A 22,485-nucleotide genomic window follows, 5' to 3' on the forward strand; every position below is an offset into this window, starting at 1 on the left:
CAGGCTAGGGAATAGGCACAAAACCCTGGGGTGGTCCACTCCGGAAAAGCGGTGCCATCCTCGATGGAACAAATCCCGCAAATTGCCTCTGGGGGCATCATGAGCCGATCAATGTCGATCCTTCTCGTGGCCGGGGTCTCCACCCTCGCCCTGTCGATCCCCACGACCGCCGCCTCTGCCGCGACAGCCGCCGCCGAGGTCGACGATCCCGTGGTCAGCGGCCTCGCCGGGCCGCTGCAGTTCGACCTCGGAGACCACGGCCAGACCTACATCGGTCAGGCCTTCTCCGGGGCCCTGACCAAGCTCAGGCCCAACGGCACCACCACCGACCTGCTCACCGAGCCGGGCGAGGTCGGCGGCGTGGCATCGCGGGGCTACAACGTGGCCTACACGTTCACCGGCGGTGACGAGACCAACCCCGTCGCCCTCCTCAAGCTCCGCCAGGCCAACGGCAAGGTCCGCACCATCGCCAACCTGCGGCGCTTCGAGGAGCGCAACAACCCCGACGGTTCCCAGCGCTACGGCTTCCGCAACCTGGCGCCCGAGTGCGCCGCCCAGGTGCCTCCCGAGATCGGCGGCGAGCCCTACACCGGGCTTCTCGACGCCCACCCCTATGCCGTGGCCAACGCGCCCGACGGCGGTTGGTTCGTGGCCGACGCCGGCGCCAACGCGGTCTACCACGTGGGCAAGAAGGGCAAGATCGAGGTCGTGTGGGTGCCCCGCCCGCAGAAGACGTCGATCACCGCAGAAGCCGCCGCGGCAGTCGGGCTCCCGGAGTGCACCGTGGGAGCGACGTACGCCTTCGAGCCGGTGCCGACCGACGTCGAGGTCAACGCGGTGGGCATGTTGATCGTCAGCCTGCTGCCCGGCGGCCCGGAGGACGCAAGCCTCGGTGCCCGAGGCGCGGTCTATCGCGTCGACCCGTTCGACGGTGAGTGGACCAGGTTGGCCGACGGCTTCCTTGGTGCCACCAACGTCGCGGTCGCGCCGGGTGGGCGGATCTATGTCACCGAACTCTTCGCGAACAGGATCTCGCGGATCTACCACCGTCAGGTCACCACCGTGGTCGACGTGCCGTCCCCCGGGGCCGTGGAGTTCCGCGACGGTCGGCTCTTCGCCTCGATCGACGTGTTCGCCAACGGGTCCATCGTGAGAGTCAGGCCGTAGGGGCAGGGCGGTCGCGGTAGGTTACGTGCGTGCTCCTGAGCGACCGCCACATCCTCGACGAGATCGACGCCGGCCGCATCAGGCTGGATCCCTGGGATCCGGCCATGATGCAGCCGTCCTCCATCGACGTCCGCCTCGATCGCTTCTTCCGGGTCTTCGAGAACCACCGCTATCCCCACATCGACCCGGCCGCCGACCAGTCCGATCTGACTCGCGAGGTCGAGCCGGAGGGGGATGAGCCGTTCATCCTGCACCCGGGCGAGTTCGTCCTCGGCTCGACCTACGAGGTCGTGTCGCTGCCCGATGACATCGCAGCGCGCGTTGAGGGCAAGTCGTCCCTGGGGCGGTTGGGGCTGCTCACGCACGCCACCGCCGGCTTCGTGGACCCGGGATTCTCCGGTCACGTGACCCTCGAGCTCGCCAACGTGGCGACCCTGCCCATCAAGCTCTACCCCGGCATGAAGATCGGCCAGTTCTGCTTCTTCCGCCTGTCCTCCCCCTCCGAGCACCCCTACGGATCGGCCAAGTACGGGTCGCGCTACCAGGGGCAGCGCGGTCCCACGCCATCGAAGTCGTTCCAGAACTTCCACCGCACCCAGATCTGAGCTGGTCCTGCTGACGGTTTCCCCGGTCGACCGGGGAATCCCGCGGTTGTCAGCCGGTGCAATGGCTGACAACCGATGGTTCCCCCTGACAAGGCGTTGGTGATTTAGGTTAGGCTTACCTTACTTTCACGTAAGGGAGTCGCCCAGTGACCACGACACAGTCCGACCAACGCCCGATGATCTGCGATGAGGTCGAGGTCCGCTCGATCGAGCGGCTGTCGCCGACGTACGTCCGCGTCGAGTTCGGGGGCGACGCCTTGGCTGACTTCGGGGTCGACGGTCCTTTGTACGACCAGCGCATCAAGCTCGTCTTCCCCACGGACTCCGGCAGCCTGCCCTCCTTCGCGGACGCCGAGCAGTCCTGGGTCGAGGCTTGGATGGCGCAACCTCCCGAGGAGCGCGGCCACATGCGCACCTACACGGTCAGGGCGGTCCGCGGCGAAGGCCGCGACACCAGGATCGTGGTCGACTTCGTCCTGCACCTGGCCGAGGGTGCCACCGGCCCGGCGTCGACGTGGGCGGCCGGTGCCGGCATCGGTGACCGGCTCATGATGATCGCCCCTCGTCGCGGGATGCCGTTCGGGGGGATCGAGTTCGACCCGGCCGGTGCCCGGACGATCCTCCTGGTGGCCGACGAGACCGCCGTACCTGCCGTGAGCAGCATCCTCGACTCCCTGCCTGACGGCACCCGCGGCCACGCCTTCCTCGAGGTGCCGCTGGCCGGCGACGTGCTCGACGTGCGGTGTCCGGTCGGCATGGAAATCGTGTGGCTGCCTCGCTCCGGGGACCCGCTCGGCGAGCCACTGCGGGCCGCTGTCCTCGCGCACCTCGGCGTCGCCTCCCCGGCCGAGCCGTTCGAGCTCGAGGTGGACGACGACCTGTGGGAGACCCCCGCGTACTCCTCCTCCGGGGAGGAGATCCTCGACCAGGCCGTCACGGTGGGCCATGACCTCGACGGGCTCTACGCCTGGATCGCCGGCGAGTCCGCCGTCGTCACAGGGCTGCGTCGCCATCTGGTCAACGAACTCGGCATGGACCGGCGCCAGGTCGCCTTCATGGGCTACTGGCGCCGGGGGGTGGCGATGCGTTCCTGAGTGTCAGTTCTCCAACTGCTGCGCGATGCGCCGCAGCCGGGCAGCCAGCCGGTGTCGTCGCGGAACGGGCGGCAGGTGGGGTTCGCGGGCGCGGCGCAGTCGGTCGGCCATGCGCTGTCGGGCTTCGATGTCGGACATGCTCATGATGGTCCCTTCCTGTTCACAGCTGCTTGAGGATGACGTCGCCACTGACCGTCTTGGCCCGCAGCTCGATGTGCTCCTGCCCGTCTGTCGGGGTTCCGGCCCCGACGAGGTTCGAGTGCACCTGGCCGCTCACCGAGGTGATGTCGGTCCAGACGGGCACGCCCTGAGGTACGCCGACCGCGACGTCACCGGAGGCGCCCTTCACGGTGAAGTTGCCTCGGGTGAGCCGATCGACGACGGCGTCGCCGCTGCCGGTCGACATGGACACGTCGCCGTCGGCCGTGGCCACGCGAAGGTCCCCCGAACCGGTCTTCACCACCAGGGGGCCGCTCGAGTGGGTCACCTTCACGTCGCCCGAGCCCGTGCTGACCGCGCACGCGCCTCCCGCGCGCTGGACGATCACGTCCCCTGACCCGCTCTTGATGCGTGTCTCCCCGAGGATCTGCTCGGCGTTGATGGATCCCGATCCGGTCTCGATGAGCGCCGGAGCGTCGATCTGGTCGACCTGAACCGTCCCGGAGCCGCTCCTGATCTGGGAGCTGCCCCAGGCGCCGGACGCCTGGATGTCGGCACTGCCCGTCTTCACCGCGAGCTCGCTGTGGGTGGGCACCACCACCGTGACGTCGAGGTGGGGTTCCCCGCCGAAGAAGCCCGTGCGGTGCTTGGGTCCGAGGACCCTGAGCTGGTTGCCGTCGAGCTCGACAGTGGTGTCGTCGCTGTGCTCTCCGGTCACGTGGACGGTCGACTCGGTGGTGTCGGCGGCGGACAGGGTCACGCTGCCCCGGCCGATGGCGACGAAGAGCTGGACAGGCTCATGGGTTTCGAATGCGGTGTTCATGAGGTGCCTCCAGGGTGGTCGGTGGGTGGGGTGTTCAGATCCAGCCGGTCATGCGCCGGCCACTGGATCCCTTCTGCTTGGTGAAGGGGTCATTAAGGAACGGGATGCTCGACAGGTCGATGTCCACGGCCTCACGGCTGGTGGCCATCCGCACGATGTTGACCAACCACGTGTTCAACGACTGACCCTGACGACTCGCGAACTCCTCGGCCCGTGCCTTCACCGACTCGGGGATCCGCAGCGTGATGCGCGCCAGGTTGCCGTCGTCCTCCACCTCGTCGGCACGGGGAGCGGCCGCCGGGGCGGCCTCGTCGGGCGGTGGAGTGGTGACGACGAAATCGAGCTCGCGACCGTTGAGGCGGACGTCGACCGACCCGGCGGGCAACTCTGCGGTGATCTCGGCTGCGGCGTGCGAGAGCGCCTCCATGAGGGCCAGGCGCGCTGCCGGGTCGAGGGCGAGGGTGAGTCGCTCGGCGGCGGCCCGGATCTCCTCGCCCCCGGCCTCGGCTGCTGCGACGAGGTCTCGCCGCAGGCTGTCGACGTACGGTGTGATGTCCATACGCATCACTATGACATCACTCTGATGTCAACGCAAGAGATTCTGGCGTCAGAGTGGTGTCGGGCTTGACTGGGTACGGAGCGGGTCTACGGTGTCCGACGAAGCACCGAACTCGGAAACGGAGCCGCCGCATGAACCCGGGCATCACCCCGCTGGCCACCCTGATCGACGCTGGCCCCGTCGACTACGCGATCCTCGCGATCTACTTCGCCTTCGTGCTCGGCATCGGCTGGTTGGCCAGCCGCCAGGTGTCGGACTCCCTCGACTTCTTCCTCTCCGGGCGCTCACTGCCCGCGTGGGTGACCGGACTGGCGTTCATCTCTGCCAACCTCGGTGCGGTCGAGATCATGGGCATGTCTGCCTCCGGTGCCCAGTTCGGGCTCCCGGCAGTGCACTACTTCTGGGTAGGCGCCATCCCGGCCATGCTGTTCCTGGGCGTCGTGATGATGCCGTTCTACTACGGCTCCAAGGTGCGCTCGGTGCCGGAGTTCATGTTGCGCCGGTTCGGCAAGCCCGCCCACCTGGTCAACTCGATCTCCTTCGCCGTGGCCCAGCTGCTGATCGCGGGGGTGAACCTCTACCTCCTCGGCACGATCGTGCACGCGCTGCTGGGCTGGCCGTTGTGGGTCGCGCTGATCGTGGCGGCCCTGGTCGTGCTGTCCTACATCACCCTCGGCGGACTGAAGGCCGCGATCTACAACGAGGTCCTGCAGTTCTTCGTGATCGTGGCCTCGCTGGCGCCGCTCACCTTCATCGGCCTGCACCGTGTCGGCGGTTGGAGTGGCCTGGAGGAGAAGATCACCGCAGCCGCCGGGATCGGGGACGCCCCGCCCGCCGAGCAACAGCTCAACTCCTGGCCCGGGCAGGCGCTCTCGGGCTTCGACAACCCCGTGTGGTCGGTGGTGGGGATCGTGTTCGGTCTCGGGTTCGTGCTCTCCTTCGGCTACTGGACCACCAACTTCGTGGAGGTCCAGCGGGCGATGGCCTCGGACTCCATCTCGGCTGCGCGCAAGACACCGGTCATCGGCGCCTTTCCGAAGATGTTCGTCCCCTTCATCACCATCATCCCCGGGATGATCGCCGCCGTACTGGTCACCGAGATCGCCGACCTCAAGGCCGGCGGTTCTCCGCCCGGCGGCGCCTCGGGAGACGGGGTCGCCTACAACGACGCCCTGCTCTACCTGATGCGAGACGTGCTGCCCAACGGTCTGCTCGGCCTGGCCATCACGGGTCTCCTGGCTGCCTTCATGGCTGGCATGGCGGCCAACATCTCGGCCTTCAACACTGTGCTGAGCTACGACCTGTGGGGTGACTACGTCGTCAAGGGGCGCGAGGACGGCTACTACCTGCGGGTGGGCCGGATCGCGACCGTCGTGGCCACCGTGGTCGCCATCTTCACCGCTTCCATCGCTGGCAGCTTCTCCAACATCATGGACTACCTCCAGACCCTGTTCGGGTTCTTCAACGCGCCACTGTTCGCGACCTTCATTCTGGGTATGTTCTGGAAGCGGATGACGCCGACCGCGGCCTGGGTGGGCCTGGTCGCCGGGACCTCGTCGGCCATCGTGGTGTTCGCCCTCAACGAGTGGGGTCCTCTCGACCTCCCAGGGCAGGGCGCGGCGTTCCTCGCCGCGTCGACCGCGTTCGTGGTCGACATCGTCCTGAGCGTCGCCATCTCGCTGGTCACCGAACCGAAGCCCGCCTCTGAACTGGTCGGCCTGGTCTATTCCGAGACACCGAAGGACCAGCGCACAGATCCCAACGAGGCGGCCTACCCCTGGTACAGGCGAACAGTCCCCCTGGCCTGCGTGGCACTGGCCATGGTCATCGTGCTCAACGTGGCTTTCTGAGGAGTGAGTGATGGACGACAAGACAGGAACCGCGAAGCACACAGCCGGCGTGCTGGACATCCGCAACGTGATCGGACTGCTGCTCACGATCTACGGCGTGATCATCGGGTTGATGGGTCTGTTCGGCGATCAGGAACTGGAGAAGACGGGCGACATCAACGCCAACCTGTGGGCCGGGATCGCCCTGCTGGCCGTCGGTCTCGGCTTCCTGGCGTGGGTGCGGATCAGGCCGATCGTGGTGCCCGAGACCGTCAGCCGCGAGGATGAGTCGCCCACGGGGGAGCACTGAGCTTCCGCGCAGCCGGCTTCGCGGTGTAGAGCACGATCGCGTCGATCCCTGACTCGTTGCGGTAGAGGTCGACGGTCAGTGGGCAGCCCACCGAGCCCGGGACCGTGACAGTGAGCTCGAGTGCTTCGCGCGCGCCGGCACCCAACGGTCGGCGTACGCCGCACACGCTGGCGTGCGGGAAGACGGTCGAGACGCCCAGGTTCGGGGTGTCGTAGTTGCCGTTGGGCAGGCGGATGACCTGGCGGACGGCCTCGCGCAGCTCACTCATGGCCGAAAGGTCGCGCCAGGTGGCGGAGGCGCGGGCCTCCGCTGCCGTGACCGTGATCGGGACTCCCCCGTTGACCACCAGGTAGACGTGGTCGGCGAAGTCGGGAGCCGGGCCCCTCCCGGTCGCGAAGTCGATGAACTCCCAGGCGTCGGTGCGGTCGCCGTAGTGGGCGTCGCAGTCCGGGCCCGACGGGGCGGCGGCGAACACCGTGACGGTGTCGCCCCGTTCGAACCTGGAGCCGGCGGGAGGATCGGAGGAGAGCGCGCGCTCAGCCACCTCGCAGGCGCGCGCGAGCTCGTCCCTGACCTTGAGGCCGCGGGCCTCGAGCAGGTCCCGCGCTCCGGGCGCGTCGTACCCGAAGACCGAGGGGATCTGGTCGGCGCGCAGCCGGTCGTCGTCCTTCGGAGGTGCAGGACGGGTGAGAGCCACGGCGACCACGGCAACGACCGCCGCGGTGGGGATCGCCACCAGCCAGGGCCAGCGGCGTCGGGGTGGTGCCGGCACGATCCTCCCTGCCGGGTGGATCTCGACGGTGTCGGCCGCGGCCTGCAACCGGTCGGCCACCTGGAGATCGCCGATGCCGTCCCACCGCCGCCGGGCTGCCGCCGCGGCCTCGAGTACGACGGTGGGTTTGGTGCGCAGGGCGTCGGCCGTCTCATGGGCAGTGAGGTCGGCGTAGTGCGTCAGCACCAGCGCAGCCCGCTCCAGGGGGTCGAGGGCGGCGAGTTCGCGCCGTACCCGTAGCCCGTGCTCGTTGCGCGCATCCTCGGCAGGTGCGGACTCCGGCGGCCACGTGTCGCGGACCTCAGCGATCCTGCCCATCAGTGCCCGGTGCACCTCCGGATCAGGATCGTCCGCGCTCTTGATCTCGCGGGACGACCGGGCGAGGACACCCGCGACGAGCGAAGGGGCAGCGGAGTCCGGGCAGCCCAGGAGCACACTGACGCGCACCAGCGTCGCGCGTCGCGCCGTGACGTAGTCGTCGAACTCCATCTCTTCACCGCCCGAGCCCAGCGTAGGACCGCACTGGCTGTTCGGGCTGCCCACTGCACCTTCCGCAGCCCGTCGGAATCCCGGACCAGCCCCGCCGGCGAAGGACGCTGGCGACTCTGTTGGCGGTGTCGCACGGGCGCTCGAAGACCTGACCGTAGCCGATCCTCAAGGTCTCCAGGCGCTCCACAGCCGCCTCCAGGTCGCGGTCCAGATCCCGGTCGCGATCAGCAACCGAACAGTGGAAGGCACGGTCGTCGAGCTCCACGACGAGCCCGAAGTCCTCGTAGAGGGCGTCGCGGAAGATCACGCCGCGCGGGTCGGTCGCAGCCCGTTGACGATGTCGGAGAGCACCGTGGTCAGCCAGCGGCGCCGCGCGATCCGCCGGCGACCTTCCAGTCTCTCGAGCAATCGCCCGGCTGTCGTGCGTCGCGCGTTGCACGCATCCACGACGACTCCCAGTGCCTTCAGGTCGGAGTCGGCGTCGGCGGCCAGATCGAGTACGGCGTCGTCGTAGCGCACCCGGGGCGGACTCAGGTTCCACTGAACCCGAGCGCCGAGTTCCACCACTCGATGCAGACGGACTCCGGAGGGTGCCACCAGGCTGCGCTGTCGGTCGACGGCTACGTGGATGGTCGACGTAGATCCCCGGATGAACCAGGGCCCACTCACGTCGCCGAATCCGCCGCTGGATCGAAGTCTTCGTCTCTCGACATCGGTCATGGCCCGATGCTGGTGGGATCCGGCGTCTGGCGCGAGCAGCGGTTCCGAGGCCTGTGGAAACCAGCGCGGTCGATCGGCCCAACCAGGCTGGACTGATCGACCGCAGTGATGCTCAGTAGTCGAAGAGTGAGCCAGGTTCCGGCTTCGACTTCTGCTCCGGCTCTGGCTCTGGCTCTGGCTCCGGCTCTGGCTCTGGCTCGGTGTCGGTGTCGGTGTCGGTGTCGAACAGTCCTCGAACTGGAGTCTCGGCGTCGGTCGACTCGGGGTGTTGTTCCGACGCCTCGGCCTTGGCCTCGACATCAGCCTTCACGTCGAACAGGGACCTGACAGGAGCCTCTGTCTCGGGCTCCGCGGGTGGGGTGGGCTCGATGTCGAAGAGGGAGCCGCCGGTGGGGGCGGGCGTGGTCTCGACAGGCTCGACCACCGGGGTTTGCTCGACCACAGGGGTTTGCTCGACCACAGGGTCGGGCTCGATGTCGAAGAGGGAGCCGGTGGTGGGTGCGGTGGTGGTCTCGACAGGCTCGACCACCGGGGTCTGCTCGACCACCGGGTCGGGCTCGACGTCGAAGAGGGAGCCGGTGGTGGGTGCGGTGGTGGTCTCGACAGGCTCGACCACCGGGGTCTGCTCGACCACCGGGGTCTGCTCGACCACCGGGTCGGGCTCGATGTCGAAGAGGGAGCCGCCGGTGGGTTGGGGGGTGGTCTCGACAGGCTCGACCACCGGGGTTTGCTCGACCACCGGGGTTTGCTCGACCACCGGGGTTTGCTCGACCACCGGGTCGGGCTCGACGTCGAAGAGGGAGCCGGTGGTGGGTGCGGGGGTGGTCTCGACAGGCTCGACCACCGGGGTTTGCTCGACCACCGAGGTTTGCTCGACCACCGAGGCCTCTTCGACCACCGAGGCTTGCTCGACCACCGAGGCTTGCTCGACCACCGGGTCGGGCTCGGCCACAGAAGTCGCGGCAGCCGGGGCGGGCTTCTTCACCTTGGTGGCGACCTCGCCCTTGACCGAGGCGAGCAGCATCTGGGCCACGTCGAGGACCTCGACCTCCTCGCGGGCGGTCCCGGAGGCCTGGGCCGAGGTGAGCCCGTCGGAGAGCATCACGCGGCAGAACGGGCAGCCGACGGCGATCTGGTCCGCCCCGGTGGCCACGGCCTCGTTCGTGCGGTTCATGTTGATCCGCTCACCGATCTTCTCCTCCATCCACATCCGGGCACCACCGGCACCACAGCAGAAGGATCGTTCGGAGTTGCGGTCCATCTCGACGAACTCCGCCCCGGGCAGCACCTGGAGCAGCTCGCGCGGAGGCGTGTAGACGCCGTTGTGGCGACCGATGTAACAGGGGTCGTGGTAGGTGATGGAGCGTTTGGCTGCCCCGGCTCCGGTGGCGACCGGCGTCAGCTTGCCCTCACGCACCAGGCGGTTGAGCAGCTGGGTGTGGTGCACCACCTCGAGCTCGACGCCGAAGTCCTTGTACTCGTTCTTCAACGTGTTGAAGCAGTGCGCACAGGTCGAGACGACCTTCTTGACGCGGTATTCCTTGAACGTCTCGACGTTCTGCTGGGCCAGGCCCTGGAACACGAACTCGTTGCCGGCGCGGCGCGCGGGGTCGCCGGTGCAGGTCTCGCCGTTGCCGAGCACCCCGAAGGAGACGCCGGCCAGGTCCAGCAGCTCGGCCACGGCCCGGGTCGTCTTCTTCGCACGGTCCTCGTAGGCGCCCGCGCAACCGACCCAGAACAGCCAGTCCACCGAGTCCAGCGACTCCAGGTCCTCCCCGACCACGGGCACGTCGAAGGGCAGGTCCTTGGCCCAGTCGAGACGCCCGGAGGGCGCCATGTTCCACGGGTTCCCCTTGTTCTCCAGGCCCTTGAACAGGCCGTTGAGCTCGGCGGGGAAGTTGGACTCCACCAGGACCGCGTAGCGCCGCATGTCGACGATGTGGTCCACGTGCTCGATGTCGACCGGGCACTGCTGCACACAGGCACCACACGATGTGCACGACCAGAGCACGTCGGGATCGATCACGCCGTAGACCGATTCGTCGCCGATCAGGGGACGCTCGACCTCCTTGGTGAGCGTGTCCCCGCCGGCCGCGAGGATCGCCTCACGCTCGGACTCAGGTGCCATGAGGTACGGCGCCTTGGCGTGCGCGTGGTCGCGCAGCGCGGTGATGAGCAGCTTGGGCGACAGCGGCTTCTCGGTGTTCCAGGCAGGGCACTGGGACTGGCACCGTCCGCACTCGGTGCAGGAGGTGAAGTCGAGGATCCCCTTCCAGCTGAAGTCCTCGACCACCCCCACCCCGAGGGCGGAGTCCTCGTCGAGGTCGTCGATGTCGTCGAGGCTGATCGCCTTGCCCCCCGAGGTCAGGGGCTTGAGGGCCCCCAGGGCGGTGCGGCCGGAGGACTCGCGCTTGAACCAGATATTGAAGAAGGCCAGGAACCGGTGCCAGGCCACACCCATCGTGACGTTGAGGGAGATGACGATCATCCACACGAAGGAGATGACGATCTTGATGGTCGCGACCAGGTAGATGAGATTCTCGAGAGTGCCGACGGACAGGCCGGAGAACGCCTCGCCGAGCCAGAACGTGAACGGGAAGTGCAGGGCGGAGGCGTTGTCGGCGTGCTCGCCGCCGTGGCTCAGCAGCGCGTACTCCAACCCGCGCAGGGTCATGATGCAGAGCCCGACGCCGAGGATCACTCCCTCGACGAAGTAGCCCTGCCACATCGTCGATCCCCAGAGCCGCCCGCGGGGGCCGCGGACGCGCTCCGAGGGCCGGTTGGCGCGGTAGACGATGAACGAGACGACGGCGATGATCATCATCACCGTGAACAGTTCCGAGACCCACTCCCACAGGACGAAGTGACCGATCAGCGGAAGCGCGAAGTGGGCGTCGAACAGCTGTCCGAACGCCGTGAGCAGGGTGAAGAAGAGCAAGCCGAAGCCCACGAAGATGAACCAGTGACCCGCACCCACCCAGTGCCACTGCAGCATCCGGGTGTGTCCCAGGGACTCCTTGAGGAGCGTCACCGTCCGCCCGACCGGGTTGTCGCTGCGCGACACCGGCTGGCCGACCTTGAGGACCGCGATGATCTGCCTGATCGCGCGGACGAACAGCACGACGCCGACAGCGGCGATGCTCAGCGAAACGACGATGGCGAAGACCTGCATGCTGTGGGTGCCCCTCTGTGCCGTGCGCGTAGAGATGCGCGCCGCTGAAGCCTACGACCCCAGACGTTCCCAGACCGAGCCCTGTCTCGGCCAGCAGGCTGTGAGAATTCCCCTACGCCGCCATCAGGCCTGGAAGCGCTCGGACAGCGCATAGCGCAGGAGCACCACGTCGCCGACGGTGCTGGTCTCCACGACGGCGGCCCGTCTGCCGGGGTGCCAGGGGAAGCTGCCGTCCTCCACGAACCGGCAGGCCCGGGAGTCACCGACGAAGAACGGCGCCACCGCCAGGTGCAGCTCGTCGACCAGGTCGTCGGCCAGGAACTGGGTGTGGATCTGCCCGCCGCCCTCGACCATAAGGCGCCGTACGCCGCGCAGGTGCAGGTCTTCAGCGAGCCGGCGCATGGTGATCTCAGGGCCGCCGTCGACCACGGTCGCCAGGCCCCCCAACCGCTCACGCGCGCCCGGCACGGCCTGCGTCGGGCAGTAGACGAGGACGTCGGGGCCACGGGCGCTGAAGAACTGCGACTCCGGGTCGAGCCGCGCCATCGTCGAGACCGTGACCTTCGTGGGCGAAGGGGCCAGCCCGCGCGCGACCCGCTGCGCGCGGCGCTCGGGTGAGCGCACCAACAACCGGGGATCGTCGTTGCGGATCGTCGCGGCCCCCACCAGGATCGCGTCGCTGGAGGCGCGCACGCCGTCGACCCGGTCGAGATCGGCTTGGTTGGACAGCAGCAGGCGGGTGTCGCTGCCGTCGTCGAGATAGCCGTCCAGGGAGATGCAGCAGCTGAGCACGGTGTAGGGCCGATCGCTCACGCGGCACGTCCCACGTGTCGCGGGGTGGGCTCGAGCCGGTCGGCGAGGAGGACGACGGCGCCCGGCAGCGTCGCCACGAGCCCCATCACGCCATAGGCGACGGCGACCGACAGACCCAACGAGGCGGACAGGCCGGCGAGGCTGAAGACCCAGGCCGCGGCGCCCTCGCGCGGACCCCAGCCACCGATGTTGACCGGGATGCTCGAGGCCAGCAGCACCAGGACCGCGACGGGCACGAGCGTGCCGGCGCCGACGTCCGAGCCCACCGCGGACGCCGCCACCAGGAAGGTGGCCACGTACCCGCAGACGGCCACGGCGGAGGCGAGTGCGACGGTGGCCCAGGCGGTCGGCGCGAGCACCGGTACGCCGAGCCGACGCTGCTGCCGGAGGGCCAGCACCGCGAGGAGGCCCGCGCCCGCGATCGCCAGCCAGACGAGCGGGGACCGGGTCAGGCTGAGCAGCGCCGGCACCGCCAGGGCTGCGAGGACGACCTGGCCGGCGATCCGTTCCCACACGACCGCGCGCATGCCGGTGCCGATCCTGCCGAGCTGCTGGCCGTGCCTGATCCCCCGGTGGACGTCACCGAGGATCCCGCCGGGCAGGACCGAGTTGAGGAACTGGGAGCGGTAGCAGGCGGCGACCGCCGCGCGCAGCGGCAGGTCCACGTCGACACCGCGGGCCACCACTCTCCAGCGCCAGGCGCTCGCCACCGTCGTCACCACCGCGATCGCGGACGCCGCGAGGAGCGCGCCCGCGTCGACGGAGCGCAGCCCGTCGCGGAACGGCGCGCTGCCGAGTCGCCACCACAGCAGCGCCAGGATGACCAGTCCGCCACCGACCTTGAGCCAGGTCCACCACAGCGACCTCATCAGGCGACCTGCCTGAGGACCCGGGAGACCTCAGCGGCCGTCGCGGACCAGCCCGTCAACGAGCCCCGGCGTTCGGCGGCGGCCACCCGAAGCGAGGATCGCAACACGGGGTCACCCAGCCAGCGACCCAACGCCTCGCTCAGCGCGGCCGCGTCGTCGGGAGCCACGAGCAGACCGGGGAGTACGCCGCGGGTGGTGCGACCGAGCGCTTCGGGGTGACCGCCGACCCGCGTGGCGATCACGGGCAACCCGCGCGCCAGGGCCTCGGTGACGACCATCCCGTAGCTCTCCGTGCGCGATGCGGAGACCAGCACGTCGGCGGCGGCGTACGCCTCCTCGAGCGTGGGCCCCGTGCGGGGCCCGGCGAAGCTGACGCGTCCGGTGAGGCCGTAGTCAGCGACCTGTCGGCGCAGCCGCTGGACGAACTCCGGCTGGAGGTCGAGGGCCCCGACGCAGGTCAGGTGCCAGTCGGCCGCGGACAGTCCGGCCAGTGCCGACAGCAGCAGGTCGTGCCCCTTGTGGGCGGCGACCGCGGCCACGCAGAGGAGTGAGCCCCCAGTGGGGTGGCCGGTCGCGAGGTCGGCCGGTTCGACTCCGGGCAGCGCGACATGGACGAGGTCCGGGTCGAGGCGGTGTTCGGCGAGCAGGCGCTGGCGGGTCCACCGGCTGGTGGTGACCACGGCGGCGGCCGATCTGAGCACCGCCCCCTCGCCGACCTGTGCCCCCAGCGGCATGTGGACCAGGGCCACCACCGGCATCCGCGCTCCCGCTGCGGCCAGGGGCTCCGCGGCCACGCTCGCGATCAGCCCGTCGACGAGGACCGGCACACCGTCCGGGATCCTGGCCAGGAGCTCGCGCAACGCCTCGAGGTCCGCCGACGTGGGGTGCGGCCAGGTGCCCGCCACCGGGTGCTCGTGCACCGTCCATCCGAGCGCGGCCAGGCCGCCGCACACGCGCCGGTCATAGGTGTTCCCGCCGCTGGGTCGGCCCGGGTCGTCGAGACCCGGGGGCACGACGACATGGACCGTCTTCACAATGAGCGCTCGTAGCTGGCCCAGGCGATGTGGGACTCGTGGAGCGTCACCGAGAGGCCGCTCAGGCCACGTGCGCCCTCGCCGAGGTCCCCCGCGTGGACGCGATGCGCCAACCGGTCGGCGACCACCTTGGCCAGGGCCTCCGTGGAGGTGTTGGTGCCCGCGAAGTCGGGTTCCTCGTCCAGGTTGCGATAGCTGAGCGCTCCGACAACCTCATGCAGCTGCTCCGCGGCCCTCCCGATGTCGACCACGAGGTTGTCGTCGTCGAGGTCCGCGCGCCGGAACGTGGCGTCGACGACGTACGTCGCACCATGCAGCCGCTGGGCGGGGCCGAAGACCTCCCCGCGGAAGCTGTGGGCGATCATCATGTGGTCTCGCACCGTCACGCTGAACACGGACCCAGACTAGGGGCCGCGGCGGTAGGTCACGACCTGCCCGATCGTCCTACGACCTCCCGTGGCCAGTGCGGCCATCACCGCAGGCAGTTCGGCCAGCTCACAGTCGTCGCCGAGCAGCACGTCGTACGCCGGGTCGGAAAGCAGGTCGAGTGCCAGGGCCAGGCGGTCGGCGTGGGTACGCCGCGAGCGGCGGGCGGCGGCGATGAGGCCGACCTGGCTGGCCCGGACGGCGAGCCGTCCTGAGTGGAAGGAGCCGCCCAGGGAAAGGGTGACTTCGGTGTCGCCGTACCAGCTGAGGTCGAGGACCGTGCCCTCAGGAGCGAGGAGGTCGAGGGACAGCTGCAGTCCCGCCGACGTCGCGCTGGCGTGCACCACCAGGTCGCGGGCCTCGGGTGCCCGGTCGGGCAGCGCGAAGTCGACTCCCAGGGCCTCGGCCGTTGCGGCCCGCCCGGGGTCGACATCGACCAGGGTGACTGCGGTCCCGGGGATCTGGGCGAGGAGCCGGGCGACGCAGCAGCCCACCATGCCGGCTCCCACGACGTTGACGCGGTCACCGACCAGCGGGCCGGCGTCCCACAGGGCGTTGACCGCCGTCTCCACGGTGCCGGCCAGGACGGCGCGTCGGGCCGGGACCTGGTCGGGAACCACCGTGACCGCGGCCGCGGGCACGACGTAGGCGCTCTGATGGGGATAGAGGCAGAAGACCGTGCGCCCCACCAGGTGCGGGGGGCCGACCTCGACCGAGCCGACGTTGAGGTAGCCGTACTTCACGGGTCCCGGGAACTCACCCTCCTGGAAGGGCGCCCGCATGGTGAGGTGCTCGCTCGGCGGCACGCCGCCGCGCCAGACCAGCTGCTCGGTGCCTCGGCTGACGGCGGTGAACAGGGTGCGGACCAGCACCTCGTCCGGCCCGGGCTCGGGCACTTCGACGGTCCGGATCTCGCCCACTCCGGGAGCGACGACCCAGAAGGATCCGGCGGTCCGCGTCACGGCCTCACCTCTCCGAGCGTGGGAAACTCGAAAGGTAGCACTGCTCACACTCCGCGGGAGGTCACGTTGCGCGCGTTCCGTCTCGCCGTGGTGGTGTCCTGCCTCGCCCTGGTCGCCCTGCTGGGCGTGCTGACCGAGACGGTGGGACTCAGCGGAGGTGGGTGGCTGGCTGGCCTCGGCTGCCTCGTCATTGCCCAGGCGCTGCTGGGTCGCGGCCTGGCGGAGTCGGGAGCCGCGAGCTTCGGGGCCGCCAACGCGGTGACCCTCACCCGTCTGACCCTCGTCGCGGCGGTTGTGGCCCTGACCGTGTTCGAGCTGGGCCTCGCCCCCCAGGGGGAGACGCCCCTCGACGGCCACCACATCAACGACTTCCTGCCGGGGGCGGCTCCGGTGCACGCCTTGGCGCTCCTGGCCGCCGTCGCGCTGGTCCTCGACGGCGTGGACGGGTACGTCGCGCGGCGTACGCACGGGGAGACTGCGCTCGGGGCGCGGTTCGACATGGAGGTCGACGCCTTCCTCATCCTCGTGCTCAGCATCCACGTGGCCCACGCCACCGACCGCTGGTGGGTGCTGGCAATCGGGGCCGCGCGCTACCTGTTCCTCGCGGCGGTCGAGGTGTGGCCCTGGCTGGGCGAGCCCTCGCCGCCGCGGCCGTGGGCGAAGTGGGTGGCTGCCATCCAGGGGATCGTGCTGACCGTGGTGGCCTGGGCGGTGCTCGCAGCGTGGCTCGAGACGCTCCTGCTGGCCGGCGCCGCGGTACTCCTGGCGGAATCCTTCGGCCGCCAGGTGCTGTGGCTCGCTCGTCACCGACCTGCCACGACCGCGCCGGCCACGGGAGAGGTCCGTGCTCCGGCCGCACGGGCTGTCGGGCCGGCGCTGCTCACCGCGCTCGCCTGCCTGGTCGTGTGGGCGGCCCTCGTCGCGCCCGTACGGCTGGGGGAGCTCACTCCTCGTGCCTTCCTGAGCATCCCCCTGGAAGGGCTGCTGCTGATCGCCCTGGCGGCGGTGCTGCCGGCTCGCTGGCTGCCCGTGCTGGCCCGCGGCTTCGGGGTCGTCCTGGGCCTGCTGGTGATCGTGAAGCTCCTCGACTGGGGGTTCTTCGAGGTGCTCGACCGGCCCTTCGACCCGGTCAACGACTGGGGCTATCTGGGCCCGGGCGTCGGAGTGGTCGAGGATTCGGCGGGCAGGCTCGCCGCGGTCGGTGTGGTGGTGGGTGCCGTCGTGCTCGCCGTCGGGCTGATGGTCGTGCTGGTGCTCGCCGTACGCCGTCTCGCCGGCTCAGCTGCGCGCCACCGGGCCGGCGCCCTGCGCTCGGTGCTGGTCCTCGGCATGGCCTGGGGGCTGTGCGCGGTGTTCTCGGTGTCCTTCGTGGCCAGGATCCAGGTCGCCTCCACCAGCTCCGCGGACCTCGCGGGCGCGCAGGTCCAGCTGGTGCGCGCCGGTCTGGAGGACCGCGACCGCTTCGCCAAGCAGATCGAGCACGATGCCTTCAGTGACGCGCCCAGCGACACCCTGCTGCGCGGGCTCCAGGGCAAGGACGTGCTCTTCGTCGTCGTGGAGAGCTATGGTCGCGTCGCCCTGGAGGGCTCATCCGTCGCCCCGGGCGTGTCCGCAGTGCTCGACGGAGCCACAGCCAGGTTGCGGACCGGCGGGTTCGCCGCGCGTAGCGGCTTCCTCACCTCCTCCACCTATGGCGCCGCGAGCTGGCTCGCGCACGCGTCGTTGCAGTCGGGGCTGTGGGTGGACAGCCAGCAGCGTTACAACCAGCTCCTGGGGCGCGATCGCCTGACCCTCACCTCGGCCTTCACCGACGCGGGCTGGCGCTCGGTCCAGGTGGTGCCTGCCAACACCCAGGACTGGCCGGAGGGCCAGCGGTTCTACCACTTCGACCAGCTCTACGATTCGCGCAGCCTGGGCTATGAGGGCCCGCGGTTCAGCTACGCCACGATGCCCGACCAATACACGCTCTCGGCGTTGCAGCGCCTCGAACTGGCTCCGGTCCACCGGCGCCCGGTGATGGCCGAGGTCGACCTGGTCTCCAGTCACTCGCCGTTCACACCGGTCCCGCGCCTGGTCCCCTGGGCCGACGTGGGCGATGGCGCCATCTTCGACCCGATGCCTGCCCAGGGACTGGCCGCCGGCGAGGTGTGGCCGGACCAGCAGAAGGTGCGCGCGGCGTACGGTGCCTCGGTCGAGTACGCCCTGAGCGCGGTCGCCGGGTTCGTGGAGCAGTACGGCGACGACAACCTGGTCGTGGTGATGCTGGGCGACCATCAGCCCCACACCATCGTCTCCGGCGACGATGCCGGGCGCGACGTGCCGATCTCGATCATCGCCCACGACCCCGCGGTCCTCGCGGCCGTCCGGGGCTGGGGCTGGGACCGTGGCCTGCGGCCCACGCCGCAGGCGCCGGTCTGGACGATGAGTGACTTCCGGGACCGTTTCCTCGAGGCGTTCGCCGGGCCGTGAGCTGGTCTAGTCGGCGACGGCGACGAGTTTGCGGGTGTTGCGAAGGTCGACCACGCCGAACACCTCGCCTTCGATCCCGGCCACCACGGCGGTGCGCCCGAAGGGGGTGTCTTCGGGCTCGACGAGGACCCGGCCACCGAGGCGGCAGGCCATGATCGCGGACTCGTCGCAGTTGTCGACCGCGAACCAGGTCATCCAGTGCGAAGGGGTGCCGGGCGGGGCGACCTTGTTGGTGCTCATCGCTGCCACGCCGGTGCCGTCCGATGCACGCAGCAGTGCGAAGAGGACGAGTTCGGGTCGGCTCAGGTCGCGATAGCTGAAGCCGAACACGTCGGTGTAGAACGTCTGGGCCAGGTCGAGATCGTCGGTGTGCAGCACGTTGAGAGCCAGGCTGCCCGGCTCGTTGTAGATGCCCACTCCCGTGTGTTCGCCGGCCTCCCACAGCCCGAAGCTCGCCCCGTCGGGAGAGGAGGCGAAGAACATCCGACCGTTGGGGCCGACATCGACGGGGTCGAAGTGCGGTTCGCCGCCGGCTGCACGGATCCGGGCAGCGGCGTCGTCGGCGTCGTCGACCGCGAAGTACGTCGCCCAGTTGGCGGGCACCCCGTCCACCTGTTTGGGCCCGATCGCGGCCGCTGGCCGGCCGTCCTTGAAGGCGAGGATGTAGTCCCCTTCCTCCTCGCCGGCGTCGTAACAGACCCAGCCAAAGAGGTCGCGGTAGTACGCGGCGGCGGCTGTGGGCTCGTCGACTGCAACCTCTACCCAGTTAGGGGTGCCTTCAGGCCACGCCTCTTCGCGTGTGGGCATTCAGTGGGCTCCTCAGTGTCGACCCGCACCATGGTGCCCGGTTGTCGTCGCGCTCGCCGGAAAAGTCGGGAATCGGTTGGTCGGCGGAGCGGGGATCATGCAGGGATGTCGACGGGCAGGGGTGGTGCGTTGCTCGTGTGCAGGTGCCCGGTGGGGGTGGTGATGTGGACGCGATGTCGCTGTGGCCAGGGCTGGGCGACGCGGTGGGTCCAGCCGGGGGACTGCTTGGCGTAGTTGCAGGACTCGCAGAGTCCCTGTCCGTTGCTCACGCTGGTGCTGCCGTGGCGGGCGTGGGGGGTGATGTGGTCGCCGTGGCGGATAGGGGCGTCGCACCAGGGGGTGCGGCACCGGTCGTCGCGATTGAGGAGGAGTTGGCGCAGTTCGCCGGCGAACACGCGGCGATGGGAGTCCATCGCGACCAGGGTGTTGTCGTCGGGGTTGGCGTAGAGCCGACGCAGGAGGACCCGGCCCCTGGTGGTGGCGATCAGCTCGCGCACGATCCGCGACGGGAGGGGCCCGTAGTCGCGAAGGTGCGCGGCCTGGGTGTTGTCCTCGTCCAGGAGCATCTCGGCGCTCATCACCACCTGCACCTCCACGCTGACGGTGGAGGTCACCGCGGTGCTCAGCCCCACCAGGCGCTGGCAGAACACGTCGGCCACCACCTGGCTCCGGGTGCGCTGGTCGCCGTGGGCTTGCTGGTCGCCGTGGGCTTGCGGGTCGCCGTGGGCTTGCTGGCTGTCGGCGTACTCCCTCAGGGCGAGCATCACCGCGGCTCCCTCGGGTGCCGGGACCGTCGCACTGATCAGGACCATGCCGTCGGCGAGAGGGCGTGAGGTGACCCGGCGCTCGGCTCGCGCGGCGGCCATCCGTTTGGTGGTGGCTCGTTCGTCCAACTCGTAGGACAGCTTGCGGGCCGCGCAGAGCAGGGCTCGGTCGCCGAGCTCAGGCATCCGGTCAGCGAGGGTGGCATCGACGAGGCGGCGGTCATCGCGGGACAGCACCCTGGTCTCGCGGGCGATGATCTCGGCTCGTCGTTCGTTGATGTCGCCGCGGGCCAGTGCCGCCAGAGTCTCGGGCAGGTCGTTGACCAGCGCCCTGGCCAGCGCAAGGTGACGCCGCGCGTCGTGGGGACTCTCGCGCCGCGCCAGGGCAACCTCGTGGGCCACCCCTCGGCCGACCTCGCGTACGGCGGAGCCGGAAGCTCTGTCCTCAGTGCGGCGCATGGTGTCCAGACGCGTGGTGAGCTCGGCCTGGGCGGCGGCCGCCGCGGCTTTCACCCGCTCCAGCTGGGCCAGGCAGTCGACGATGAAGGCGTCGTCACCCGGGTGTGCCCCGAGTCGAGCGACCACCTCCACCAGCCGCCCCAGGGCAGCCACGACCTGACGGGCATCAGCCGCACCCACGGTCTCCAACTCTTCGAACATGTGATCGATTCTAGGTCCGAACGCCGACGGCCGACAGCACCCATTCACTCACCTGTGGACAACCGGTCTGTCTGGGAAGGGGGTTGTGGGCGGGCCCGTCCTAGGCGGGCACCACCGCTTGCCACAGACCCGAGTGACCAGTTCGTCGACCTCGATGACGAGTGGCTCCGGGACACCGTCAGAGGCTGGCTCCGCGGGGATCGACAGTGAGGCTCGTGATCGGAGAATGGCAGCGCTACCCGGCCGCTCCCGACGCGAAGCGGACCACGGCAGACGCAACAGCCTCGTGCTGGTGCACTGACGCGCGCCAGTCTGCGACCTCGAGGCTGTGGTCGGCCCCGGCGATCTCCAGGACCTCCCCGGTTCCCGTGAATCCCCGCTGCCAGAAGATGTCCGCGGTGCCCCCGACAACCAGGTTGGGGGCGGGGTAGTCGCGGAGCCGGCTCGCCAACTCCTCACTGTGGCTCGGCAGCGGGTGCCGGCCAGCTGCCTTGAGGACGGGCGTGAGCCAAACGGCCGGGTACCCCTTCTCAGCCCCCCAGTGAGCGGCCAGTGTCCCCAGGGACTTCGCCACGACGAGCACCGGCTCGCCAGGACGCTTCATCTCGTCCAGTCGCCGGGCGGCGTCCTGGATGAACGCGCGCGGGTCGGCGGGGATGGCCGACAGGTTCCACCCGGCTTGGACAACCGCCCAGCCGGTGGCTTGCAGTGCCCTCGTCGTCCACGCCAACAACGACATGTCGCACGAGTAGGCGCGTCCGGGGAGCATGAGCACAGTGCCCCGTCGCCCGACCCCGGGGTAGTGGTCCTCGGCGGCACGGACTGTGAGCTCATGCCCGGACATCGCGACTCCGTCGGTGCTGTGACGTCATGTTTCGTCGCCGACATTACCGGCGAAGTCCCCGCGAAGGCGCGGATGCGATCATGGCCCGATGAAAGCACGTGGGATCGTGGCCGGCGTGCTCGCGTGCCTCGTGCTCGCCGGGTGCGGGGAGTCCACCGGGAGCGCTTCGAGCGCGAAGCCCTTCACCTTGCCGGTGGGGCCGAGCGAGTGGGACGTCAGCTCGCCGGCGTGGTTCTACGACGGCACGCTGCATGTCGGGGAGCAGAGCGTCGAGCTCGGCGCTCGGGTGGATCTGTTCGTGCTCGGCGCGACCGGCGTCTACTGGATGCGCGGCCCGAGGCTGATGTTCACCAGTGCGCAGGGGGAGACCCAGAAGGTCGAGGACGTCCGCTGGGGCAACCTGGCGGTGTCGGCGGACCGGTCGGTGTTCGCGACCGTGGACCAGTCCCGCGGCCCGACCGACACGTTCGGGACCCACGTCCTGCAGGTGGCGGCGTTCGACACCCGGACCGGTGAGCAGCTCTACCGCACCCCCGATGAAGAGCCGGACGACGACGACGATCTGGCCAACCTGTACGGCGAGATCATGCCGCTCCTGCACGGCGTCAGCGACGAGCGCCTCTTCTTCGACGGCACGACCATCGGACTCGACGACGCCTCGGTGGTGCCGGCGAGCGAGGACGCCGACGGGATCGAGGTCTACGAGGGGTACGCCGAGACGCTGTTCCCCGACGGCTACCACGTGAGCATCCGCGGTGAGGGCAGGCACCGCGAGCTGGCGGAGTCCTCGATGTTCGGCACAGGGCTGCTGTCCCCGGACCGGAGCACGATCTTCGACACGTCGATGTGGCCCACCCCCGCAGTCGTGTACGAGTCGTCGACCGGTCGCCAGCGCACGATCGATGCCCCGTGGGAGCACTTCACCCTGGCTGGCTGGAGCGATGAGGACACGTTCTTCGGCGTCGCCGAGCGCATCGACTACGACAGCGTGGACAACGTGCTGCGCGCCCGGCAGGTCGTCACCTGCGAGCTGCGGACCCTGGCGTGCACCCCCGTCAGCCGCGTGCTCGCGACCGTGGACCCGGGCCAGGGTCAGTCTCCGGTCTTCCTGACGGAGGGCAGCGCCAACCAGCTGTGA

The 22,485-nt window shown here is 69.7% G+C and carries 22 protein-coding genes; 7 read left to right on the forward strand and 15 right to left on the reverse strand.

The window, feature by feature from the left end:
• Positions 1-111 precede the first annotated feature (111 nt).
• The 3 genes from AB7I40_RS09230 (at position 112) to AB7I40_RS09240 (ending at position 2,866) form a co-directional block, all read left to right on the forward strand.
• On the forward strand, positions 112-1,167 hold the full coding sequence (locus AB7I40_RS09230) for a ScyD/ScyE family protein (RefSeq protein ID WP_428345673.1): 1,056 nt from the start codon (positions 112-114) through the stop codon (positions 1,165-1,167).
• A 29-nt stretch (positions 1,168-1,196) separates the two neighbouring features.
• The gene (dcd, locus tag AB7I40_RS09235) at positions 1,197-1,772 is read left to right on the forward strand and encodes a dCTP deaminase (protein WP_428345674.1); all 576 of its coding nucleotides are present in this window, start codon (positions 1,197-1,199) and stop codon (positions 1,770-1,772) included.
• 146 nt (positions 1,773-1,918) lie between these two features.
• Positions 1,919-2,866 (forward strand): siderophore-interacting protein, encoded by a 948-nt coding sequence (locus AB7I40_RS09240; RefSeq protein ID WP_428345675.1) that lies wholly within the window; start codon positions 1,919-1,921, stop codon positions 2,864-2,866.
• A gap of 3 nt (positions 2,867-2,869) precedes the next feature.
• Here the strand turns inward: AB7I40_RS09240 and AB7I40_RS09245 are convergent, their stop codons facing one another.
• Genes AB7I40_RS09245 through AB7I40_RS09255 form a run of 3 tightly spaced genes read right to left on the reverse strand, consistent with a single transcriptional unit; the run spans position 2,870 to position 4,407 of the window.
• Positions 2,870-3,004 carry a hypothetical protein gene (locus tag AB7I40_RS09245; RefSeq protein ID WP_428345676.1) on the reverse strand — a complete coding sequence of 45 codons (135 nt, stop codon included), beginning with the start codon at positions 3,002-3,004 and terminating at the stop codon, positions 2,870-2,872.
• Between the two features lie 22 nt (positions 3,005-3,026).
• On the reverse strand, positions 3,027-3,848 hold the full coding sequence (locus AB7I40_RS09250; RefSeq protein ID WP_428345677.1) for a DUF4097 family beta strand repeat-containing protein: 822 nt from the start codon (positions 3,846-3,848) through the stop codon (positions 3,027-3,029).
• 34 nt (positions 3,849-3,882) lie between these two features.
• Entirely contained in the window at positions 3,883-4,407 is a 525-nt protein-coding gene (locus tag AB7I40_RS09255; protein ID WP_428345678.1) for a toxin-antitoxin system HicB family antitoxin, read from the reverse strand.
• Positions 4,408-4,538: 131 nt separating this feature from the next.
• On the opposite strand from AB7I40_RS09255, the gene AB7I40_RS09260 reads away from it, so the two are divergent.
• Both AB7I40_RS09260 and AB7I40_RS09265 read left to right on the forward strand, forming a co-directional pair.
• Positions 4,539-6,257 carry a sodium:solute symporter family protein gene (locus AB7I40_RS09260; RefSeq protein WP_428345679.1) on the forward strand — a complete coding sequence of 573 codons (1,719 nt, stop codon included), beginning with the start codon at positions 4,539-4,541 and terminating at the stop codon, positions 6,255-6,257.
• Positions 6,258-6,267: 10 nt separating this feature from the next.
• A complete protein-coding gene (locus tag AB7I40_RS09265; protein WP_428345680.1) occupies positions 6,268-6,546 on the forward strand; it encodes a hypothetical protein in 279 nt (92 codons plus the stop codon).
• Here AB7I40_RS09265 and AB7I40_RS09270 read toward each other — a convergent pair.
• From AB7I40_RS09270 to AB7I40_RS09310, 9 genes are all read right to left on the reverse strand, one after another.
• A complete protein-coding gene (locus tag AB7I40_RS09270; protein ID WP_428345681.1) occupies positions 6,509-7,807 on the reverse strand; it encodes a hypothetical protein in 1,299 nt (432 codons plus the stop codon). The two genes, AB7I40_RS09265 and AB7I40_RS09270, sit on opposite strands and share 38 nt — an antisense overlap.
• Positions 7,808-7,811: 4 nt before the next feature.
• The gene (locus AB7I40_RS09275) at positions 7,812-8,114 is read right to left on the reverse strand and encodes a hypothetical protein (protein ID WP_428345682.1); all 303 of its coding nucleotides are present in this window, start codon (positions 8,112-8,114) and stop codon (positions 7,812-7,814) included.
• Positions 8,111-8,527 (reverse strand): hypothetical protein, encoded by a 417-nt coding sequence (locus AB7I40_RS09280; RefSeq protein ID WP_428345683.1) that lies wholly within the window; start codon positions 8,525-8,527, stop codon positions 8,111-8,113. The genes AB7I40_RS09275 and AB7I40_RS09280 overlap by 4 nt, the downstream gene beginning before the upstream one ends.
• 112 nt (positions 8,528-8,639) lie before the next feature.
• Complete coding sequence (locus tag AB7I40_RS09285) at positions 8,640-11,699, reverse strand: heterodisulfide reductase-related iron-sulfur binding cluster (protein ID WP_428347943.1); 3,060 nt, start codon at positions 11,697-11,699, stop codon at positions 8,640-8,642.
• A 123-nt stretch (positions 11,700-11,822) separates the two neighbouring features.
• Entirely contained in the window at positions 11,823-12,512 is a 690-nt protein-coding gene (locus AB7I40_RS09290) for a RibD family protein (RefSeq protein ID WP_428347157.1), read from the reverse strand.
• Positions 12,509-13,381, reverse strand: a complete 873-nt coding sequence (locus AB7I40_RS09295; protein ID WP_428347158.1) for a lysylphosphatidylglycerol synthase transmembrane domain-containing protein — start codon at positions 13,379-13,381, stop codon at positions 12,509-12,511. The genes AB7I40_RS09290 and AB7I40_RS09295 overlap by 4 nt, the downstream gene beginning before the upstream one ends.
• Positions 13,381-14,415 (reverse strand): glycosyltransferase family 4 protein, encoded by a 1,035-nt coding sequence (locus tag AB7I40_RS09300; RefSeq protein ID WP_428347159.1) that lies wholly within the window; start codon positions 14,413-14,415, stop codon positions 13,381-13,383. Before AB7I40_RS09300 ends, AB7I40_RS09295 begins: the two co-directional genes overlap by 1 nt.
• Positions 14,412-14,810, reverse strand: a complete 399-nt coding sequence (locus tag AB7I40_RS09305; protein ID WP_428347160.1) for a 6-pyruvoyl trahydropterin synthase family protein — start codon at positions 14,808-14,810, stop codon at positions 14,412-14,414. The genes AB7I40_RS09300 and AB7I40_RS09305 overlap by 4 nt, the downstream gene beginning before the upstream one ends.
• Positions 14,811-14,819: 9 nt before the next feature.
• Positions 14,820-15,803: a dehydrogenase gene (locus AB7I40_RS09310; RefSeq protein ID WP_428347161.1), complete on the reverse strand. Its 984-nt coding sequence runs from the start codon at positions 15,801-15,803 to the stop codon at positions 14,820-14,822.
• A gap of 66 nt (positions 15,804-15,869) precedes the next feature.
• Here AB7I40_RS09310 and AB7I40_RS09315 point away from each other — a divergent pair, with 66 nt between their 5' ends.
• Positions 15,870-18,272 (forward strand): CDP-alcohol phosphatidyltransferase family protein, encoded by a 2,403-nt coding sequence (locus AB7I40_RS09315; protein ID WP_428347162.1) that lies wholly within the window; start codon positions 15,870-15,872, stop codon positions 18,270-18,272.
• A gap of 6 nt (positions 18,273-18,278) precedes the next feature.
• On the opposite strand, the gene AB7I40_RS09320 is transcribed toward AB7I40_RS09315, so the two are convergent.
• From AB7I40_RS09320 to AB7I40_RS09330, 3 genes are all read right to left on the reverse strand, one after another.
• Positions 18,279-19,079, reverse strand: a complete 801-nt coding sequence (locus AB7I40_RS09320; RefSeq protein ID WP_428347163.1) for a VOC family protein — start codon at positions 19,077-19,079, stop codon at positions 18,279-18,281.
• A 95-nt stretch (positions 19,080-19,174) separates the two neighbouring features.
• A complete protein-coding gene (locus AB7I40_RS09325; RefSeq protein ID WP_428347164.1) occupies positions 19,175-20,503 on the reverse strand; it encodes a DUF222 domain-containing protein in 1,329 nt (442 codons plus the stop codon).
• A 235-nt stretch (positions 20,504-20,738) separates the two neighbouring features.
• The gene (locus tag AB7I40_RS09330; RefSeq protein WP_428347165.1) at positions 20,739-21,347 is read right to left on the reverse strand and encodes a hypothetical protein; all 609 of its coding nucleotides are present in this window, start codon (positions 21,345-21,347) and stop codon (positions 20,739-20,741) included.
• An 88-nt stretch (positions 21,348-21,435) separates the two neighbouring features.
• Between AB7I40_RS09330 and AB7I40_RS09335 the strand changes: the two genes are divergently transcribed.
• Complete coding sequence (locus AB7I40_RS09335; RefSeq protein ID WP_428347166.1) at positions 21,436-22,485, forward strand: hypothetical protein; 1,050 nt, start codon at positions 21,436-21,438, stop codon at positions 22,483-22,485.

Source organism: Nocardioides sp. (assembly GCF_050246775.1).
Classification (GTDB): Bacteria; Actinomycetota; Actinomycetes; order Propionibacteriales; family Nocardioidaceae; genus Nocardioides.

Excerpts from the sequence above, each read along its gene's own strand:
- AB7I40_RS09265 (WP_428345680.1), top strand. The coding sequence starts at position 6,268 with ATGGACGACAAGACAGGAACCGCGAAGCACACAGCCGGCGTGCTGGAC.
- AB7I40_RS09320 (WP_428347163.1), bottom strand. The coding sequence starts at position 19,079 with ATGCCCACACGCGAAGAGGCGTGGCCTGAAGGCACCCCTAACTGGGTA.
- AB7I40_RS09330 (WP_428347165.1), bottom strand. The coding sequence starts at position 21,347 with ATGTCCGGGCATGAGCTCACAGTCCGTGCCGCCGAGGACCACTACCCC.
- AB7I40_RS09260 (WP_428345679.1), top strand. The coding sequence starts at position 4,539 with ATGAACCCGGGCATCACCCCGCTGGCCACCCTGATCGACGCTGGCCCC.
- AB7I40_RS09270 (WP_428345681.1), bottom strand. The coding sequence starts at position 7,807 with ATGGAGTTCGACGACTACGTCACGGCGCGACGCGCGACGCTGGTGCGC.
- AB7I40_RS09250 (WP_428345677.1), bottom strand. The coding sequence starts at position 3,848 with ATGAACACCGCATTCGAAACCCATGAGCCTGTCCAGCTCTTCGTCGCC.
- AB7I40_RS09285 (WP_428347943.1), bottom strand. The coding sequence starts at position 11,699 with ATGCAGGTCTTCGCCATCGTCGTTTCGCTGAGCATCGCCGCTGTCGGC.
- AB7I40_RS09230 (WP_428345673.1), top strand. The coding sequence starts at position 112 with ATGTCGATCCTTCTCGTGGCCGGGGTCTCCACCCTCGCCCTGTCGATC.
- AB7I40_RS09325 (WP_428347164.1), bottom strand. The coding sequence starts at position 20,503 with ATGTTCGAAGAGTTGGAGACCGTGGGTGCGGCTGATGCCCGTCAGGTC.
- AB7I40_RS09335 (WP_428347166.1), top strand. The coding sequence starts at position 21,436 with ATGAAAGCACGTGGGATCGTGGCCGGCGTGCTCGCGTGCCTCGTGCTC.
- AB7I40_RS09295 (WP_428347158.1), bottom strand. The coding sequence starts at position 13,381 with ATGAGGTCGCTGTGGTGGACCTGGCTCAAGGTCGGTGGCGGACTGGTC.
- AB7I40_RS09255 (WP_428345678.1), bottom strand. The coding sequence starts at position 4,407 with ATGGACATCACACCGTACGTCGACAGCCTGCGGCGAGACCTCGTCGCA.
- AB7I40_RS09245 (WP_428345676.1), bottom strand. The coding sequence starts at position 3,004 with ATGTCCGACATCGAAGCCCGACAGCGCATGGCCGACCGACTGCGCCGC.
- AB7I40_RS09280 (WP_428345683.1), bottom strand. The coding sequence starts at position 8,527 with ATGACCGATGTCGAGAGACGAAGACTTCGATCCAGCGGCGGATTCGGC.